We start from the raw sequence: 18,325 nt of genomic DNA, 5'->3' as shown, positions 1-18,325 counted from the left end.
TAAAATCACCAAACTCGATGATTGAAAGATTACTAAAAATTAAAAAATCGATACACCAGTTTACCGGATTTTCTAGCGATAACAAAAACTCCTTAAGAGATCCGATATTTATCCTACTTGGCCTCCTTTTTATATTAACTCTCTTTGCGGCCTACTCCAATCATTTCCAAAATGGCTTTCATTTTGATGATTCCCATACCATAGAGGACAACAAAGCCATTACAGAAGTGAACGTAGTGACATTTTTTAAGGATGTAACAACCTTTAGTACTCTCCCCAGCAATAGGTCTTATCGACCCTATACCACCCTTGAAAATGCTATTGATTACAAACTGGGAGATGGACTGGACCCTCTGGTATTCCATATCCACATTTTTATATTTTTCATTTTAACTTGCGCAGCCCTTTTCCTTTTTGTAAAAAAACTCTTGGACAGCTTGGAATTCTCCAATTACAATCAGTTCTGGGGACTTCTGATAGCGGCTTCCTTTGGTTTATTGTGTGCCAATGCAGAAACGGTCAACTATATTATACAACGGTCGGAAATTGTCGCTGGCTTCTATGTGCTTTTGGGATTTGTCGCATTTTTGAGTGGCGGAATATGGCGAAAATGGCATCTTTACCTCATTTTCCCATTTATAGGTTTCTTTTCCAAGGAGATGGCCTTAGTGTTTTCACCGCTTTTGTTCCTGTATTTTTTAATTTTTGAAGAGGATGTAGATCTTTTGCGCTTCTACAGGACAACAGAATTTAAAAAATGCATCCGATCCTTTGTAAAAGTTTTTCCATCCTTTGTTCTGACGCTGGCCTTTCTAATTTTCTATTTCAGTATGCTCCCGGATACATTTGCTCCCGGAGGTCCTGATCGCTACAATTATTTAATAACCCAGCCTTTGGTTATATGTCACTATATATTAACCTATTTTATTCCCTATAACCTATCTGCAGATACAGACTGGGTGGCTTTTGAATCGATTTTGGATTACAGGGCCATATTGGGCATTATAGGAATAGGTATATTGATTTTCCTAGCGTTAAAAACTTCTAAAAAGAAGGAAACCAAATTATTTTCCTTTGGCCTGCTTTGGTTCTTTATCTCGTTATTGCCTTCTTCCTCTGTTCTTCCCTTTGCCGAGGTGCTTAATGATCACCGGAGCTTTATCCCATACATGGGACTTACAATGGCTTTTGTATTTGGCACCAATTATATTCTTGAAACCTATTTTCCCAAAATACTGACTTCAAAAAAAGGTATGTCCATTATAACCCTATTCATAATCTTTTTCTTGTTTGCCAATGCCTATGGCGTGCACCAGCGAAACAAAGTATGGAAAGACGAAATCAGCCTTTGGAAGGATGTTACTCTAAAAAGTCCAAAAAATGGTCGAGGACATATGAATTATGGATTGGCATTAATGGCCCAGGGCGATTATACCAATGCTGAAATATCATTTAACAATGCCTTGGAATATGTTCCCTATTACTCAAGTATTTACACTAATATGGGCATCCTGAAAAATGCTATAGGGGATAAGGAAAGTGCCGACAAATATTTCCAAAAATCCTTGTCCCTAAACGATGCAAACCATAAAACCAAATACTTCTATGGTCGATATTTATTTCAGAACAATAAATTTAATGAGGCTATAGACCAATTTAAACAAGTAAACCAAAGTGTTCCCAATTATCTTGAAACCAACGACTATATCTTTAAATCCTATCATAAACTTCAGGATTGGGAAAACATGAAAAGCTTTAGCAATGAAGTTCTGGAAAACCGGCCAAAAGATGATATGGCAAAAAAATATCTGGACATTGCCTTGAATAAAAAATCCATACTTACAGTTTTGGAAGAAGAGGTCAACAATGCTCCAAGCCCAGAGAAATATTTAAATTTGAGCTTACAATATTTCAATGAAAGCAACTACCAGGATTGTATAAGAATCGCTGAAAAAGCATTGGAATTAAATCCGGAATACGCCGATGCCTTAAATAATATAGGTATAGGCCATTTTTATCTGTTAAATTATGACGAAGCCATAGAGGCATATAACAAAGCACTGAAAATAAACCCGTCCTATCAATTGGCTAAGAACAATTTGGAAAATGCCAAGAACAAAAAGAAGGATATGGCCAATGCCATTTCAGATTTATCGGATAAGAAAGCATCTGCCTATTATATTAATCTTAGTCTGGAATTTTATCAAAAGGAAAAATACCAAACCAGTATCGCTGCCGCAAGGAAGTCGATCGCCATTGCACCCAACGCCATTGCCTATAACAACATTTGTTCTTCCTACAACCAACTAAAGGAATACCAAAAGGCAATAGCGGCATGTACTGAGGCGTTAAAATTAGACGCAAGATCCAAACTGGCCAAGGGCAATCTCAATTACGCCCAAGAACAGATGAAAAACCAATAGAATAAAAGTCAACGCTATTGCAACAATGAATCCCAATTAACCCGGCAATCATGGAAACACAGAAATATCGCTCAATTAAAATTGCTGTTGTAATACCATTTTACAATGCCTCCAATGAAATATTGCTTGTCATTTCCAAATTACCGGATTACATTCAAAATGTTATTATTGTAGACGACCAAAGTCCCACACCCCTGCCCAAAGCGGATATTGAAAAACTTGTACCATCCAAAACAACGGTCTATTTTTTAGAGAATCAGACAAATTTAGGGGTAGGTGGCGCTACCAAAAGAGGTTTTGAAAAAGCTATTGGAATTGGGGCAGAAATAATAATCAAGGTAGATGCCGATGACCAGATGGACTTGGGCTACCTTCCCGAATTACTGGATCCATTAATTGCAAACAAGTGTGATGTTGCCAAAGGGAATAGGTTTAGGGATTTAAAGGCTTTGAGATCCATGCCACTTGCCCGTAGAATTGGCAATCTAGGCTTATCGTTCCTTATAAAATCGGCCACGGGCTATTGGCACAATTTTGATCCCACCAACGGGTTCTTGGCTCTTAAGACCGATGTTGTTAAAAAGTTGGATTTTAGTAAACTGGCCAACCGCTATTATTTTGAAACCTCCCTTTTATCACAACTATACTTTGAAAAGGCCGCTATAAAGGATGTTGCTATGCCAGCCATATACGGTGAGGAAAAATCGAGTATGAAAATATGGCAAATGCCTTTTGTCTTTGGAGCTAGATTAACCAGTACATTTTTAAAACGTATTGTAAAGGAATATTTCCTATACGATTTTAATATTGGATCTGTATACCTATTATTTGGTTTTCCATTGTTTATGTTCGGGCTTATATTCGGCATCACGGAATGGATCTATTATGCCTCTATAAACACCTTTGCCCCTACTGGTACCATTATGATCGTTACCCTATCCATTATATTAGGCTTTCAACTTATCCTTCAGGCTATCCAATACGACATAATAAATGCGCCAAAAGCCCAATAAGGGCCATCAACTTTGTCACAAAATATTTTGTGCAACAGATACCGTGGTCCAAGGGAAAAACACTAATATTGATAATGATATTTTATAGGATAGCGAATTAGTTTTTCAACTATTTTGTCCAAAGTTCCCTAAGCATCAATGAATTGGTTAACTAGGCCATCAGCCCATAAAATTCTGTAAAAATGCACACCTATACCAAAATAGACCCTTTACTTTGGACAGGACGCAAGTCTGGCCAACAGCTTTATCTTCATGAAAAGGTGATTTGCATTGATCTTAATTCCGAGCAAATCCCCAGTATAAATGGACAGTCCTGGGCAATATTAGGATATGCCTGCGATGAGGGTGTTAAAAGGAACGAAGGCAGAATTGGTGCAGCTTTGGGCCCATATGCCATACGTAAACAACTAGCCAAACTCCCAAACCATTTAACAGAAAACGCTTTATTGCTGGATACGGGAACCGTAGATTGTAATGATGGGGATTTAAAAAAAACACAAACCGCATTGTCGCGTACAGTCACCCAATTGCTAAATCAAAACACTTTCCCCATACTTTTGGGAGGAGGTCATGACATGGCGTATGGCCATTATAACGGAATAAAAAATTATCTGGCCATGAAAGGCAAAAATAAATCCATAGGCATTATTAATTTTGACGCCCATTTTGATTTACGAACTAACCAAACCAATAATAATTCCGGCACGCCCTTCTACCAAATTGCACAGGACTGTAAACTGGAGCAATCAAATTTCCGATACATGTGTTTGGGGATCCGCGAAGATGCCAATAACAGTACCCTTTACGATACTGCAAAGGACCTAGGTGTTGCCTATGTTGAAAAAGCAAACTTCAACCTCCTTTATTTCGATGAAATAAAAGAGAAAATAGCGCAATTTGCCAAGAAAGTGGATTATATCTACACCACGATAGATTTGGATGGATTTTCCTCGGCCTACGCACCTGGCGTTAGTGCCGCTTCCCCAATGGGTTTCTCGCCGGAAATAGTCTTGGAATGTTTGAAAATCATAATGGCATCAAAAAAAATGATCAGCCTCGACATCGCTGAAATGAACCCAACTTATGATATTGACCAACAAACGGCTAAATTGGCCGCCTCCCTTGTTCATTTCGTAATTCACCATAGCCAATAATATCGTATGCCCGGGTAGGCCATTTATAATCCCAGCAACAAGAGAACTTTATTCCAACCAAGATTGAAAATACGTGCCATCGTCAATATCCAAGGCGGCCTTGGTAAGCTGCAAGGGCCTAAAGGTATCTATCATCACTGCCAATTCCTCGGTTTTGGATTTTCCAATACTAGCCTCATACGTACCTGGATGAGGGCCATGGGGAATCCCCGCAGGATGTAGTGAAATATATCCTTTGTCTATATTCTTTCTGCTCATAAAATCACCATCCACATAATACAATACCTCGTCCGAATCTATGTTGGAATGATTGTAAGGGGCAGGTATGGATTGGGGATGATAGTCATATAAACGGGGCACAAAGGAGCAGACCACAAAGGCTGAAGTCTCAAAAGTCTGATGCACTGGAGGCGGTTGGTGAACCCGCCCGGTAATGGGCTCAAAATTATGTATGGAAAAGCCATAGGGATAATTGTAACCATCCCATCCTACCACATCAAAAGGGTGGGAAGCATACACCAAATGGTGCAATTGACCTTGTTTTTTAACTTTAATCATAAAATCGCCCAACTCATCATAGGTCTGTAAGTTCTGCGGCAATTTAAAATCGCGCTCGCAAAACGGGGAATGTTCCAAATGCTGTCCAAACCAATTTCTATATCGCTTTGGGGTATAAATGGGATGATATGATTCCGCAATCAGCAACCTGTTCTCCTCCGTATCAAAAGTAATCTGGTAGATCATTCCACGCGGAATAACAAGATAATCCCCGTATTCAAATCTAATTTCTCCCAACATCGTTCTTAACGCCCCCGTACCTTTGTGGACGAACAACAATTCATCCGCATCGGCATTTTTATAAAAATAATCTGTCAGGGATTTTTTGGGTGCCGCAAGCGAGATATGAACATCGGAATTGAACAACATTACATTTCTACTTTCCAAATAATCGTTCATTGGCTTCACTTCAAAACCTTTTAGCAATCTGGACTTGATATTATGGGACACCATGGCTTTAGGGGAAACATCGAAGGACTTCCCCACTTCCTTGACCATCGTAGGCCTATGCAGGTGGTACATTAGAGATGACATACCATCAAAACCGATGGTTCCAAACAATTGCTCGTAATGCAGGCTTCCGTCCTGTTTCTTAAAAATAGTATGTCTTTTGGAGGGAATTTTACCTAATTTGTGATACAAGGGCATAGCAATATCCTTATTAATGATTCCTATTTAAAAATACGATAAAATAAGGAGTATTTGAAATGTAGAGTTTCAATTCTTAGTGATGCTATGGTGGAATTTTCATAGTTTTTTAATCCCTAGCCATTGTAACAATATCCCGAGAAGAGGATTTGAGCAAATTAATTAAAACCCTTAAAGCGTTAATTACTGGGTATTAAAAACAAAAAAAGCCTCCCAAAATGGAAAGCCTTTCATCGGCGCTTGTCGTTCCAGATTTACCTCCGGAAAAATCGACAAATACAACCTTGCCTCAATTTGCATTGAGACACAACACAACTTGGCAAAGATAGTAAAGGTTTTTAGATTTTCATTGTTTGGACAAGCTTATTTGGACAATCCCTTCAGCTCGCAGATTAGATTGCCTAGAGTACAAAATTAAATCCTGATTCTTCCAATTTTTTGTACTTGTCATAATTGAACCTATACAAAAAAGCGCCTTTTTTTGAGGTAGATTTATCTTTCTCGTCCAATTTAATGAGCAAATCGAAGGATAATAGTTTCTTTCTAAAATTACGATCATCCAATTTAGTCCGGTGTATGGCCTCATACAATGATTGAAGCTGCGGAATGGTAAATTTTTCAGGAAGAAGCTCAAATCCAATAGGCTTGTGCGTAGTTTTCTGCCTTAATCGGTCCAAGGCATCGGTAATCATGGTATTATGATCAAGTACCAGTTGGGGAACATCGTCCAAAGCAAACCATTTGGCACCATGCAATTCTACCTGTTCCCTGTCATAATCATTAATTCTGATCAATGCATATTGGGCAATGGAAATACATCTAGCACCGGAATCCCTGTCCACATCGCTATACGCCTTCAGTTCTTCCAAAAATATATTCTCCAAGCCCGTAAACTGTAAAAGAACTCGGCGCGCAGCATCCGGAACACTCTCCTCTTCATTTACGAAACTGCCAATCAGGGACCACTCACCTTTCAAGGGATCTATTCTCCTTCTGAAGACCAAGAGCTTCAAAATACCCTCATCAAAACCAAATACAATACAGTCTGTTGCTACCAATATTTTGGGCTGCTCAATATAAGGTAGATGATTCTCCAAGGCCTTCATTATAAAGTATAATGTACTAAAATATCAAAAATATATTTCAAATCAATAATAGACTCGATTTTAAACCCCTAAACCCGATCGTGAAATCCGGAAACAAGTTTCCAAGACCAAATCCAACCTATTATTTTTCATCAAATACTAAAAATGGCCCTATACACATTTAGCAGTCATTTAACATTAAAATTACTTGATTTTCAATAACTTGTAGTAAAAAAAAGATGAAAAATACAGCTATGTTCTGGGTAGTCGCAACAACCATGGTCCTAATTTCACTGACCATAATGGCGACCATGAACTTTCCCTTTAATTGGGTTTTTTACCTTACGGTCATTGGACAAATAATGCTTGTATATATGGTATTCAAAGTGCTTACGGACAACTATACCACAGACAAGACCTTTAAGGACTTCTATGAGGATTATCCCATAAGCGGTGAAATTAATTAGAGGCCGATATTTCCTTGCGGTTTTTGTTATTGGGAGGAGTTCCCATACCTAATTCCGGTATTACCAATAAGGGTATTTGGGTGTGAAAAGCCATTCGTTTAATAACAGGTTCACGTGTCATTTTTTCCATATAACTATGCTGATAATTGAGCATGGCCAACAAATGGATGTCCAATTCGTTTGCAAACACCTCCAAGGTCTGTGAAACCGAATTCAATTCTGAAACCGTATGCACGTAATGCTCTACCTCACCTATATACTTTCTAAGCATATTAAGGTTGAACTGTTGTACTTCTGTAAGTGATTTGATCTCGTATTGCACATGGACTATCCTAATGGCCGCTTTAAAGGCTTTTGCCATTTCCAATAAGGGCCTTAATTCTGAAGTGGTATAAAACCTATTAAAATCTGTTGCAAATGCTATTTCGGAAGGAGTCTTAAATTTAAAATGTTGTGGTATGGCCAGTACCGGGCAGTTCTTTATAGATTTTATAATTCTTACGGTATTGCTCCCCATGAACACTTCCTCCAAACCGGAAGCGCCTTTTGTTCCCGTAATCACCAGACCAATTTGATGGGTCTCAATAATGTTCTTTATTTCATCTACCAATAAACTAAAGGAAGAAATCGTAACAAACCTATGTTTGGGATTATGGTACTTTTCCTGAATCTTTGCCAAGAGTTGCTCCAAACCTTTTTCGGAATTATTCTTTACCACATCCTCACAAGCTTTGCCACCGGCGCCTGTCGCCATAAACCTACTATGTGCAATGGTAGGCGTATAAGTATTCAAAATATAAAACTCGCACTCCTCATGCTTATAAAGGGAAATTGCATATTTAATTGCATTCCAAGCATTGGGAGAAAAATCTGTAGGTAACAATATCTTTTTCAAACTATTTTATATTTTATTAAAACCTTGGTTAGGGGTTAAAACTATGGGGTAAAATTATGGGAAGTACAAAACCTGAACTATGATATTTATCAGCTTTTTGGATTGACCAACGAGGACAGAGGAACTTTGACGGTTGTCCATTTAGGGATATTCAGTACTACTAAATATGTACAAAAAAAAAATGAATCATACAATGAAGAGACAAATGGGGAATTAAGGAAGCACGTATGGCCCAATGACATAGACAAGGATAAATATCAGCCTCCTTTTGCCACTTCATCAAGTGCCTTTCTGTCCGCAATGGCCACTTTTTTTCCAGAAGCTTTTATCAACCCCAGTTTTTTGAAATCTGAAATAATCCGAATGGCAGATTCTGTAGCCGTGCCTACTACATTGGCTATATCTTCGCGAGATAGCGTTAAAGCCAAATAGCCGTTCTTATCCTTTCCAAAATTTTCCTCCAAATATATAAAAGCCTCTGCTATCCGCTGCTTCACTGTTTTTTGCGACATATTTACGATAACATCATCGGCTTCCTTTAAATCGTGGGCTATATGTCTCAATACTTCCACAGCAAAATTGGGATTACTGTTAAGGCTATCCATAATGGCATCTTTGGGAATAAAACAGACCTCCATATCGTTGACCGCAATTGCACTTAGGTTGGCCACTTCTTCGGTAATAACGGAACGCTGTCCCAAAACTGCACCCTGAGTTGCCAGTTTTACTATTTGATCCTTCCCGTTTGGACTTAATTTTGATAACTTGGAGACTCCATCCCTAACACAGTAAACACCATTTAGCTTATCTCCTTCGCCAAAAATGGTTTCACCTTTTTTTACTAATTTGGTAGTTTTGGTGTCTGAAACCCTTTTCAATTCTTCCTTGCTCATCGCACGTAAGGAATTGAATTGACGAATAATACAATTTTCACATCTGCCCATAACTAACAAATTACCCGATATGGCAAATTTAAAGGTTATTAACAGAGCAAAAACTGACAATTATCATGTTTATAAATAGCAATCATGAGCATCTTTGCATGCAGGTATTAAGCAAATAATCTATGGATAAGGCAACGTGCTATCATTGTGGTGACGATTGCGGGAACAATCCCATAAATCATAATGACAAAAATTTTTGTTGTAATGGATGTAAAACCGTTTATGAGATTTTCTCCAACAACGACCTATCCTACTATTATGACCTACAGTCCGCTGCGGGTGCCTCGCCTAAGGAGGTAGCAGGCAAATATGACTTTCTGGAATCCCAAAACATTGTAGAAAAACTCATTGAGTTTAATGATAACGGCACCCAAATAATAAATCTATACATTCCCCATATTCATTGCAGTTCCTGTATTTGGATATTGGAAAACCTAAACAAACTGAACAAGGGCATCAACAGTTCCCAGGTAGACTTTCCCAAAAAGACCGTTCGGGTTACCTTTAATTCCAACAAGGTTTCACTGAAAGAGTTGGTATTACTAATGGCGAGAATTGGCTATGAACCCTATATTTCCTTGGACGATTACGATAAGACCAAAAAAGGAACAGACCGCAGCATGTCCTATAAATTGGGGATTGCGGGCTTTGCCTTTGGAAATGTCATGTTTCTTTCCTTCCCTGAATATTTTGAGGTAGGGGAATTTTGGCTGGAACAATTTAAAGGGGTTTTTAGATGGCTTATGTTTGTCTTTTCCTTGCCAGTGGTTTTCTACGCGGCCCAGGATTATTTTATTTCGGCGTACAAGGGACTAAGGTCCAAATTCTTAAATATTGACATCCCAATTGCCCTGGGCATTTTGGTTTTATTCCTTCGAAGTACCGTAGAAATCATTTTCGATTGGGGATCGGGTTTTTTCGACAGCCTTACGGGATTGGTTTTCTTTTTGCTTCTTGGTAAATTTTTTCAACAAAAAACATATTCCTATTTATCCTTTGAACGGGATTATAAATCCTACTTCCCTATTGCCGTTACCAGAATAACAAGTGAAAATACGGAAGAGAACACTCAAGTATACGATATTAAATCCGGTGACAGGCTCCTTATAAGGAATGGGGAATTAATTCCTGTTGATGCTATTCTGATCAACGGAAACGCCAAGATCGACTATAGCTTTGTGACCGGTGAATCGGAACCGGTGGAAAAGAGATCTGGAGACAAAGTTTATGCAGGGGGAAGACAGATCAGTAGTGCCATAGAAATTGAAGCTATAAAATCCGTTTCCCAGAGTTATCTTACACAACTTTGGAGCAATGCCGTTTTCCAACAAGACAAATCGGGCAGCTTCCAAACCTTAACGGACAGTATTGGCAAAAGGTTTACCATTGCCGTACTGACCATCGCTTTCGTCTCTGCCATAATATGGTTGATCATAGACCCAAGTAAAACGATAAATGTCTTTACCGCCGTGCTTATAATTGCTTGCCCATGCGCAATTGCCTTGGCAGCCCCTTTTACCTTGGGCAATATGTTGCGAATTTTCGGCCGCCACGGCTTTTACCTAAGAGACACCCAGACCATAGAACAATTGGCTCAGATAGATACCGCCATATTCGATAAAACAGGTACCATTACCACGGCCGAAAAGGGAAATGTCTACTATGAAGGCTTGGAATTGACAAGTGAAGAAGAGTCTTTACTGAAAAACACCCTACGCTCCTCCAATCACCCATTGAGCAGAAAGCTTTATGATATGTTGGCAGAACAAAACATAGTACCGCTAGAGGAATACGAGGAATATTTGGGCCAGGGAATCAAAGGTTCAACCGTAACGGACAGTGTAAAAATTGGCTCTGCCGCCTTTGTAGGAAACACCAACATTAACAATAAAGACAGTACCTCTGTCCACTTAAGTTCCAACGACGAATACAAAGGCTGTTTTATTTTTCAGAACCAATACCGGGACGGGGTAGGTGAAACCTTTAAAACAATGTCGAGAGACCTGGAATTGGCAATCCTTTCAGGGGATAATGCCGGGGAGAGAGCCAACCTTACCAAGTTATTGCCCCCGGGAACACCACTATACTTTAATCAAAAACCGGACAACAAACTCCAATTTATAAAGTCGCTCCAGGACCAAAACAAAAATGTAATGATGGTAGGGGACGGACTAAATGATGCGGGAGCTCTGGCACAAAGCAATGTAGGCATAGCCATTTCAGAAAACGTAAATGTTTTCTCACCTGCCTGTGACGGCATCCTAGACGCTAAAAATTTCAAATCCCTATACCAGTATATTCTAGCCTCAAGGAAAGCCATTAAGATCATAAAGCTAAGTTTCATACTTTCCTTGATGTACAACCTTGTGGGATTGTACTTTGCGGTAACGGGACAATTACAGCCGGTTATCGCCGCTATTCTAATGCCATTAAGCTCTATCAGTATTGTGATATTCACTACTGTAGCTACAAACCTTTTGGGTAAAAAACTAAGGCAGTAATAGTCATAAGAATATATTTTGGATTTGGAAATAACCTAATAATTAAAAGGCAACTGTTTTAGAACAGTTGCCCTTTTCTTGTACAATAACCCATTTATTTTAGGTCAAGGAAAGTCCCCTCCCCTATTTCTGTTGCTCCAAATAGGCTACCAAAGAAGCCATTTCCTCATAACTAAGGGCATTCACCAAACCAGAAGGCATCATTGAGGTTTCCAACTCCTTTCTTTCGGCGATATCGGATTTATTTAATTGGGTAGCTATACCCGCAATATTTCTTATAGTCAGGTCAGTGGCCGATTCCTGGGTTACAAAACCAACATAATTGTCCCCTCCCTTGGTCTGTATCTGTACTGTGGAAAATCCTTGGGAAATGGAAGCATTGGGTTTCAGGATAGACTCCGCAATCTGTTCCCTATTCATAATGGAACCTATTTGCCCCATAAAAGGACCCTTCATTACTTCGCCTGAAGATACACTGTGACAGGTAAAACAAGCCTGGTTCTTAAAGATTTCCTTTCCTTTTTTGGGATCGCCCTTTATATTTTTCAAGGCAATCATGATATCCTCAATGGAAGCCTCCCCGATCTGTCCTTTCTTATTTTTGATCTTTTCAAGGTCTACCGTTGGCATATCCTCCTTAGGAGCGCTAATTTCCACGGTACCAAAATCATCGATCGCCAAACGGTATTTACTATTCAATTCCGCATACAGTCCCTTTTCATCTTCCGAAGATTTTTCCCATTCCCCTTTTAAAAACGAACGTATCACAGGGGTGTAATCCCATTCTACCGTTTTATAATAAGGGCCATGGGTATCCGGGCGGGTACTCCACCACCAGGAAGTATCATAAGGTGCCTCTTTGTGGTAAATACGCGCCAAGGTATTTATGATTTTATTCTTAAAAACGGCATCGTCAGTTTTTTCATAAGCCTTGATCAATCCATCAACAACCTTGGGGCTATGCATATATCGCATTGCCCAAAGGGCCAAATCCTGCTGATCGGTATCCAAAGCACTTACGCAAGCGTCCACAGCATCCAATTTAACCAATGCCTTAACGGCTAAATGTGGCACGACAATTTCGGCATTTGGCCTGGCATGAGGTCCTTCCGTCCCCATTTCTGGTGCTTTAAATGAATTTGGAACTGCAATCTCCAATAAATCATTGGCCACCTCCTTTTTCCCTAGTCTGCCCAAACCAACAATTGCAGCTGCCTTTACCCGGTCAGAATCGGACTTCAGTGCATTTACAAATGGTTCTGTAGGCACTTTTTCTATTGTCCCCAAACGATCCGACAAAGCCCTTAGCGCAAATTCTTGAACCTGTGGATCTTCAGTTAATGTAACAAGACGATCAATACCACTTTCACCCGTCAATTGGGCAAAAGTAAATATAGCCGCGGCACGTACCTCCAATGACAAAGAGCTGTCCTGTGCCAATTGCCATACTTTATCGGCTCCTTTCCCTCTCCTTATCAATTCGTATTGGGCACTTAATCGAGTCTTGGCATTGCCCTCCTTTAAAAGATCCACCAAACTGCCTGTCCAATAGAAATCCTCTAGATTGGGGAATGGTTCATAATTATAGTTTTCAGGTAAAACCCTAACTACATATCCTTTATCCGGGCTTCCGGAATAGCCTGCACCATCCCAAGCCGAAAGATACATGGCACCTGCTGCATCTACATCCACATCGGTTATCTGTGGCAATTGGATAAACTCTTCCTCATCTTGTATAAAACTGGCCTTATTTTCAGTAAGCCTGTGAAAATAAAGATAGCTTCTACCCCAATCGGCCATCATGGGAACATTATTATATTTTTCCGGCCAGCGATTGTCGTTCATATAAAGGGACCCAGTTCCTGAGCCACCGCCCACATCCACCAAAGCGGGAAGGATCTCTTCCGTAAAATGCTTGAACAGCACGGGGTAACCATATTCCCCAGATTGTATCTGATGAATAAATCTTATGTTCCAGCCACCACCATCATTGGTATTTCCCCTAGTGTAAATATTCATAAAAGGGTCAATGGCCACATCGTATATATTCCGCAAACCATGGGTATACACTTCCATTTCGGTTCCATCCGGACGCACTCGCAATACCCCACCGCCCAACATGGTCAATTGTGTGCCATCAGCATCTGTGGCGTTATGGAATCCAAAATCGCCCACGGCAATATACATCCATCCATCTATCCCCATTTGAATGCCGTTGGTGGCATGATCCGTTCCTCTCTCTTGTAAATATTTGGAATTGCTCAAATTCTTTATCAAGACCTTTGCAGGGCCATCGGCCACACCGTCCTTGTCCTTATCTTCAAATACTACCAAGTCCATGTTAAAGGCCTTTCCTGTTTCCGGCGAAAAAGTAGTATGTAAAACAAATACCTGATCCCCAATGGCCAAAATGCCACGTGGATTATCCACCTGGGCAAATTCGGTATGGGAATCCATTATTCCATCGTGATTACAATCTACCAAACGTTTTATAAAACCTTTGTTCATCTCCTTCCCTAGAGACCCCATCATATCTACCCCAACAAAAACCTCCCCGGTAGCAGCAACGGCCATACAGGCAGGACTCGGCGTTAAGTCGGGACCAGAAAAACCGGTTATTTCCAAATCTTCTGGCCAGTTCAGAACCTGGGCCAAAGAATCGCTGGAAGGATAATTTATTGCCTCGGTACTAGGGATACATGGTACCTCCCCTTGCTTACAACTAAAAAACATTAAACTTGAAAATAAAATAAAGCCTACCTTTTTAAACATATTCAATTCCGTTAAAATTTATAATTAAACCCTGAGGGCAGAAAAACCAGTTAAGGTTTACCGGATTTTCAACAAAGTAGCGGCAAAACTAAAAATCTTTCCCATAAATCCATGGTTAAATTGAATTATTACGGGTAGGGGAACATTATTTAGATGAATTCCCATTATTAGTGTCCTGCACAATCTTAAATGAAACCTTTATTTTTTTAAAGTTTCGAATGTGTATTTTACTTTAATAATTAGGATATTTGAAAGGAGGGTACTTTTGAAATGTTTTTGGGGAGGAGAACTTGCAATATTTTATCAAAAGCTGATAAATGTCATATTATTCCACAGCCCCCATGTTTAGTTTTACGCCCTGATTCAGGTAGGTATGAGTGTTATTTATTTATTGTTGACTTTAAGTATTGTTGTAGCCGTCATTTTTTTTGCGGCTTTTATCATTGCTACCAAGAGTGGTCAATATGATGATTCCTATACCCCATCCGTTCGTATGCTCTTCGAAGATGAACTTGTAAAAAGTACTCCCGAGAAGACCGAAGAAATATCTAACCAAAAAAGTGAAAGTCAAAAATTGTAATTATGGAAGTACAACAGTTTTATTACGATAACAAAATCGTAAAAAAATTCCTTTATGCAACTATGTTTTGGGGAATTGTAGGAATGTCGGTAGGCTTATTGCTTGCCTTTATGTTTCTTTTTCCAAATTTAACCGATGGAATATCCTGGTTGAGTTTTGGCCGACTAAGGCCCTTGCACACCAACGCGGTTATTTTTGCCTTTGTAGGGAACGCCATCTTTGCCGGGGTCTATTATTCTACCCAGCGCTTGTTAAAGGCGAGAATGTTTAGTGATGCCCTAAGTAATTTCAATTTCTGGGGATGGCAGGCCATCATAGTGGCGGCAGCAATCACCCTACCCTTGGGGTACACCTCGTCCAAAGAATATGCAGAATTGGAATGGCCTATAGATTTGGCCATTGCCGTAGTCTGGGTGGCCTTTGGCTGGAACCTGATCGGAACAATGCTAAAAAGAAGACAACGCCATTTGTACGTGGCCATTTGGTTTTACCTGGCCACATTCGTAACCGTTGCAGTACTCCATATCTTTAATAGCCTGGCCTTACCTGTAAGTGCTTTAAAAAGTTACTCGGTATACGCCGGAGTACAGGATGCACTGGTACAATGGTGGTACGGGCATAACGCCGTAGCATTCTTCCTTACCACACCTTTCTTGGGATTAATGTACTATTTTGTTCCCAAAGCGGCCAATAGACCCGTATATTCCTATAGATTATCTATCGTACACTTTTGGTCTTTGATATTTATCTATATCTGGGCCGGTCCACACCATTTGTTGTATTCTACCCTGCCGGAATGGGCCCAAAATTTAGGAGTAGCATTCTCCGTTATGCTCATTGCTCCTTCTTGGGGAGGTATGATCAATGGACTATTGACTTTGCGTGGAGCATGGGACAAGGTAAGGACAGACCCTGTTTTAAAGTTTATGGTAGTGGCCATTACAGGTTATGGTATGGCTACTTTTGAAGGACCAATGCTTTCCTTAAAAAATGTAAATGCCATTGCACATTTTAGTGATTGGATTATAGCCCATGTACATGTAGGAGCTTTGGCTTGGAATGGGTTCCTGACCTTTGGTATGATCTACTGGCTGGTTCCAAAAATGTTCAAAACAAGGTTGCACTCACTTCCCATGGCCAATTTCCATTTCTGGATAGGTACCTTAGGAATCATACTTTACGCACTTCCCATGTATGTTGCCGGTTTTACCCAAGCCTTGATGTGGAAGGAATTTAACCCCGATGGAACCTTGGCTTACGGTAACTTTTTGGAAACCGTAAATGAGATTATACCAATGTATTGGATGAGGGCCATAGGTGGTACCATGTATATTGTTGGTGCCATTGTAATGATCTACAACGTAGTAGTCACCATTAAGCAGGGAACAAATGTAGAGGATGAATTGGCTGAGGCCGCAGCTTTGACTACCGTATCCAAGAAAAGAACCGCTGGAGAAACATTCCATACTTGGTTGGAGCGTAAGCCTATTCAATTGACCATTTTGGCAACCATTGCCATCTTAATAGGAGGGATTATCCAAATTGTCCCCACCATTCTGGTAAAATCGAACATTCCAACGATAAGCAGCGTTAAGCCGTATACCCCTCTGGAATTGGAAGGTAGGGATCTATATATAAGGGAAGGATGTGTTGGCTGTCACTCCCAAATGGTAAGGCCTTTCCGAAGTGAGGTTGAACGTTATGGCGAGTACTCCAAGGCAGGAGAGTATGTGTACGACCACCCATTCCTTTGGGGAAGTAAGCGTACCGGACCAGATCTTTTAAGGGTAGGTGGCAAATATTCGGACAACTGGCACTTAAACCATATGTACGATCCACAAAGTACCTCTTCCGGATCCATTATGCCCTCCTATTCTTGGTTGGTGCGCAATAGGCACGACAGAAGCAATATTAGGTCTAAAATGGAAACCATGGTAACTCTTGGGGTACCCTATTCCGATGAGGAGATTGCGAATGCCGAACAATCTATGAACGAGCAAGCAACCAAAATAGAAAAAAATCTATACTCCGATCCGGATTTTGCCAAAGGATATGAAGAGGACAAAAAATATGCTGCCGAAAACGGTGAGGAATTCATAGAGATGAAAGATAGGGAAATTGTAGCTATGATAGCCTATCTACAACGTCTGGGAACAGATATAAAAATTAAGGAAACGGACGAAATAATTTCACAAAACAAATAAGTCATGCTAAAATTCGTAAAAGGTTATATGGAAAGTATAGATGGCGTTGCCACCTATCCCATGATATCACTGCTAATTTTCTTTTTGTTTTTTACCATTCTTTTCTGGTGGGTATTTACCGCCTCTAAGGAACATATAAAAGAAGTTAGCCAAATACCATTAGAAACAGAAGAAAACCAACCTAAAGAAGAATCGTTATGAGAAATATGTCACCTTGGTGGATAAGAGTTCCACTAATCTTTTTCCTAATCTTCGGATTGATGGAGTACTTTATTGACTCCGGGGACAAACCCGCATTTATTGAATACCCCATAACCCTTGTGTTTATGTTAGTGGTGTTGTTCATATTGGTGGGTATTGAATTGATCCTTAAATCAGTTGAAAATGTAATGTTCCAAACCCTTTCCCCCGAAGCCAAAGAGCGATATTTGGCGGCCAAATCCAAGCAATGGGAATGGAAATGGGGCAAAGCTTTCTGGAAAAAAATGACAGGTAACAAACCTATTGAAGAAGAAAAGGAAATTATCCTAGACCACAATTATGACGGTATCCGTGAATTGGACAACAATCTTCCGCCTTGGTGGGTGTATATGTTCTATGCCACCATCATTTTCGGGTTGGTCTACCTAGCGCGTTTCCATGTCTTCAATGACTACACCCAGGACATGGAATATGAACAGGAAGTGGCCGAAGCCAAGATAGCTATAGAAGAGTATAAAAAAACAGCCAAAGGTTTGGTTGACGCCAACACGGTGGAACTATTAACGGAAGCCTCGGATATTAAGGCAGGTGGAGCAATATACAGCGCCAATTGTGTGGCCTGCCACATGCCCGATGGAGGTGGTGGTATTGGACCAAACCTAACCGACGAATATTGGATCTTGGGAGGTGGTGTAAAAAATGTTTTCCATACCATTTCAGAAGGCGGAAGGGACGGAAAGGGCATGATAGCTTGGAAACAGACCCTTAAGCCTGCCGAAATAGCCCAGGTAGCCAGTTATATTCTCTCTGAAATAAACGGCAAGATCCCTGCCAACCCAAAGGCCGCAGAAGGCGAAATTTGGACTGGAGAGTAAACACT

The 18,325-nt window shown here is 40.1% G+C and carries 14 protein-coding genes; 9 read left to right on the top strand and 5 right to left on the bottom strand.

Going from position 1 to position 18,325, the window contains the following annotated elements:
* Window positions 1-17 precede the first annotated feature (17 nt).
* The 3 genes from B9Y87_RS00345 (at window position 18) to hutG (ending at window position 4,590) form a co-directional block, all read left to right on the top strand.
* Window positions 18-2,423, top strand: a complete 2,406-nt coding sequence (locus B9Y87_RS00345; protein ID WP_085495100.1) for a tetratricopeptide repeat protein — start codon at window positions 18-20, stop codon at window positions 2,421-2,423.
* A 50-nt stretch (window positions 2,424-2,473) separates the two neighbouring features.
* Window positions 2,474-3,436: a glycosyltransferase family 2 protein gene (locus B9Y87_RS00340; RefSeq protein ID WP_085495098.1), complete on the top strand. Its 963-nt coding sequence runs from the start codon at window positions 2,474-2,476 to the stop codon at window positions 3,434-3,436.
* Between the two features lie 182 nt (window positions 3,437-3,618).
* On the top strand, window positions 3,619-4,590 hold the full coding sequence (gene hutG / locus B9Y87_RS00335; RefSeq protein ID WP_085495095.1) for a formimidoylglutamase: 972 nt from the start codon (window positions 3,619-3,621) through the stop codon (window positions 4,588-4,590).
* Window positions 4,591-4,638: 48 nt separating this feature from the next.
* Here the strand turns inward: hutG and B9Y87_RS00330 are convergent, their stop codons facing one another.
* Both B9Y87_RS00330 and B9Y87_RS00325 read right to left on the bottom strand, forming a co-directional pair.
* Window positions 4,639-5,796: a homogentisate 1,2-dioxygenase gene (locus B9Y87_RS00330; protein WP_085495092.1), complete on the bottom strand. Its 1,158-nt coding sequence runs from the start codon at window positions 5,794-5,796 to the stop codon at window positions 4,639-4,641.
* A gap of 401 nt (window positions 5,797-6,197) precedes the next feature.
* Window positions 6,198-6,902 (bottom strand): NUDIX hydrolase, encoded by a 705-nt coding sequence (locus tag B9Y87_RS00325; RefSeq protein ID WP_085495090.1) that lies wholly within the window; start codon window positions 6,900-6,902, stop codon window positions 6,198-6,200.
* A 218-nt stretch (window positions 6,903-7,120) separates the two neighbouring features.
* Between B9Y87_RS00325 and B9Y87_RS00320 the strand changes: the two genes are divergently transcribed.
* Window positions 7,121-7,348 carry a hypothetical protein gene (locus B9Y87_RS00320; protein ID WP_085495088.1) on the top strand — a complete coding sequence of 76 codons (228 nt, stop codon included), beginning with the start codon at window positions 7,121-7,123 and terminating at the stop codon, window positions 7,346-7,348.
* Here B9Y87_RS00320 and B9Y87_RS00315 read toward each other — a convergent pair.
* Both B9Y87_RS00315 and B9Y87_RS00310 read right to left on the bottom strand, forming a co-directional pair.
* Entirely contained in the window at window positions 7,341-8,243 is a 903-nt protein-coding gene (locus tag B9Y87_RS00315) for a universal stress protein (RefSeq protein WP_085495086.1), read from the bottom strand. The genes B9Y87_RS00320 and B9Y87_RS00315 overlap by 8 nt on opposite strands.
* Before the next feature lie 257 nt (window positions 8,244-8,500).
* Window positions 8,501-9,136: a Crp/Fnr family transcriptional regulator gene (locus B9Y87_RS00310; protein WP_139827107.1), complete on the bottom strand. Its 636-nt coding sequence runs from the start codon at window positions 9,134-9,136 to the stop codon at window positions 8,501-8,503.
* A 173-nt stretch (window positions 9,137-9,309) separates the two neighbouring features.
* Between B9Y87_RS00310 and B9Y87_RS00305 the strand changes: the two genes are divergently transcribed.
* Complete coding sequence (locus tag B9Y87_RS00305; protein WP_085495082.1) at window positions 9,310-11,688, top strand: heavy metal translocating P-type ATPase; 2,379 nt, start codon at window positions 9,310-9,312, stop codon at window positions 11,686-11,688.
* Window positions 11,689-11,811: 123 nt separating this feature from the next.
* Here B9Y87_RS00305 and B9Y87_RS00300 read toward each other — a convergent pair whose 3' ends face one another.
* Window positions 11,812-14,460 carry a DUF7133 domain-containing protein gene (locus B9Y87_RS00300; protein WP_217807475.1) on the bottom strand — a complete coding sequence of 883 codons (2,649 nt, stop codon included), beginning with the start codon at window positions 14,458-14,460 and terminating at the stop codon, window positions 11,812-11,814.
* 373 nt (window positions 14,461-14,833) lie between these two features.
* Between B9Y87_RS00300 and ccoS the strand changes: the two genes are divergently transcribed.
* The 4 genes from ccoS to B9Y87_RS00280 are packed head-to-tail and all read left to right on the top strand — an operon-like array spanning window position 14,834 to window position 18,320.
* Window positions 14,834-15,040 carry a cbb3-type cytochrome oxidase assembly protein CcoS gene (gene ccoS, locus B9Y87_RS00295; protein WP_072863020.1) on the top strand — a complete coding sequence of 69 codons (207 nt, stop codon included), beginning with the start codon at window positions 14,834-14,836 and terminating at the stop codon, window positions 15,038-15,040.
* Window positions 15,041-15,042: 2 nt separating this feature from the next.
* A complete protein-coding gene (gene ccoN, locus B9Y87_RS00290; RefSeq protein ID WP_085495080.1) occupies window positions 15,043-17,244 on the top strand; it encodes a cytochrome-c oxidase, cbb3-type subunit I in 2,202 nt (733 codons plus the stop codon).
* Between the two features lie 3 nt (window positions 17,245-17,247).
* The gene (locus B9Y87_RS00285; protein ID WP_072863023.1) at window positions 17,248-17,445 is read left to right on the top strand and encodes a cytochrome C oxidase subunit IV; all 198 of its coding nucleotides are present in this window, start codon (window positions 17,248-17,250) and stop codon (window positions 17,443-17,445) included.
* Window positions 17,442-18,320, top strand: a complete 879-nt coding sequence (locus B9Y87_RS00280) for a cbb3-type cytochrome c oxidase N-terminal domain-containing protein (RefSeq protein ID WP_085495078.1) — start codon at window positions 17,442-17,444, stop codon at window positions 18,318-18,320. Before B9Y87_RS00285 ends, B9Y87_RS00280 begins: the two co-directional genes overlap by 4 nt.
* Window positions 18,321-18,325: the final 5 nt, after the last annotated feature.

It is taken from the genome of Arenibacter troitsensis, from assembly GCF_900177645.1.
Classification (GTDB): domain Bacteria; phylum Bacteroidota; class Bacteroidia; order Flavobacteriales; family Flavobacteriaceae; genus Arenibacter; species Arenibacter troitsensis.
Note: the sequence above shows the minus strand (reverse complement) of the source record. Positions and strands in the feature narration are given on the sequence as shown.

Bases quoted from the DNA above. Each gene is read 5' to 3' on its own strand.
- B9Y87_RS00345 (WP_085495100.1), top strand. From the start codon at position 18: ATGATTGAAAGATTACTAAAAATTAAAAAATCGATACACCAGTTTACC.
- B9Y87_RS00340 (WP_085495098.1), top strand. From the start codon at position 2,474: ATGGAAACACAGAAATATCGCTCAATTAAAATTGCTGTTGTAATACCA.
- hutG (WP_085495095.1), top strand. From the start codon at position 3,619: ATGCACACCTATACCAAAATAGACCCTTTACTTTGGACAGGACGCAAG.
- B9Y87_RS00330 (WP_085495092.1), bottom strand. From the start codon at position 5,796: ATGCCCTTGTATCACAAATTAGGTAAAATTCCCTCCAAAAGACATACT.
- B9Y87_RS00325 (WP_085495090.1), bottom strand. From the start codon at position 6,902: ATGAAGGCCTTGGAGAATCATCTACCTTATATTGAGCAGCCCAAAATA.
- B9Y87_RS00320 (WP_085495088.1), top strand. From the start codon at position 7,121: ATGAAAAATACAGCTATGTTCTGGGTAGTCGCAACAACCATGGTCCTA.
- B9Y87_RS00310 (WP_139827107.1), bottom strand. From the start codon at position 9,136: ATGAGCAAGGAAGAATTGAAAAGGGTTTCAGACACCAAAACTACCAAA.
- B9Y87_RS00305 (WP_085495082.1), top strand. From the start codon at position 9,310: ATGGATAAGGCAACGTGCTATCATTGTGGTGACGATTGCGGGAACAAT.
- B9Y87_RS00300 (WP_217807475.1), bottom strand. From the start codon at position 14,460: ATGTTTAAAAAGGTAGGCTTTATTTTATTTTCAAGTTTAATGTTTTTT.
- ccoS (WP_072863020.1), top strand. From the start codon at position 14,834: ATGAGTGTTATTTATTTATTGTTGACTTTAAGTATTGTTGTAGCCGTC.
- ccoN (WP_085495080.1), top strand. From the start codon at position 15,043: ATGGAAGTACAACAGTTTTATTACGATAACAAAATCGTAAAAAAATTC.
- B9Y87_RS00285 (WP_072863023.1), top strand. From the start codon at position 17,248: ATGCTAAAATTCGTAAAAGGTTATATGGAAAGTATAGATGGCGTTGCC.
- B9Y87_RS00280 (WP_085495078.1), top strand. From the start codon at position 17,442: ATGAGAAATATGTCACCTTGGTGGATAAGAGTTCCACTAATCTTTTTC.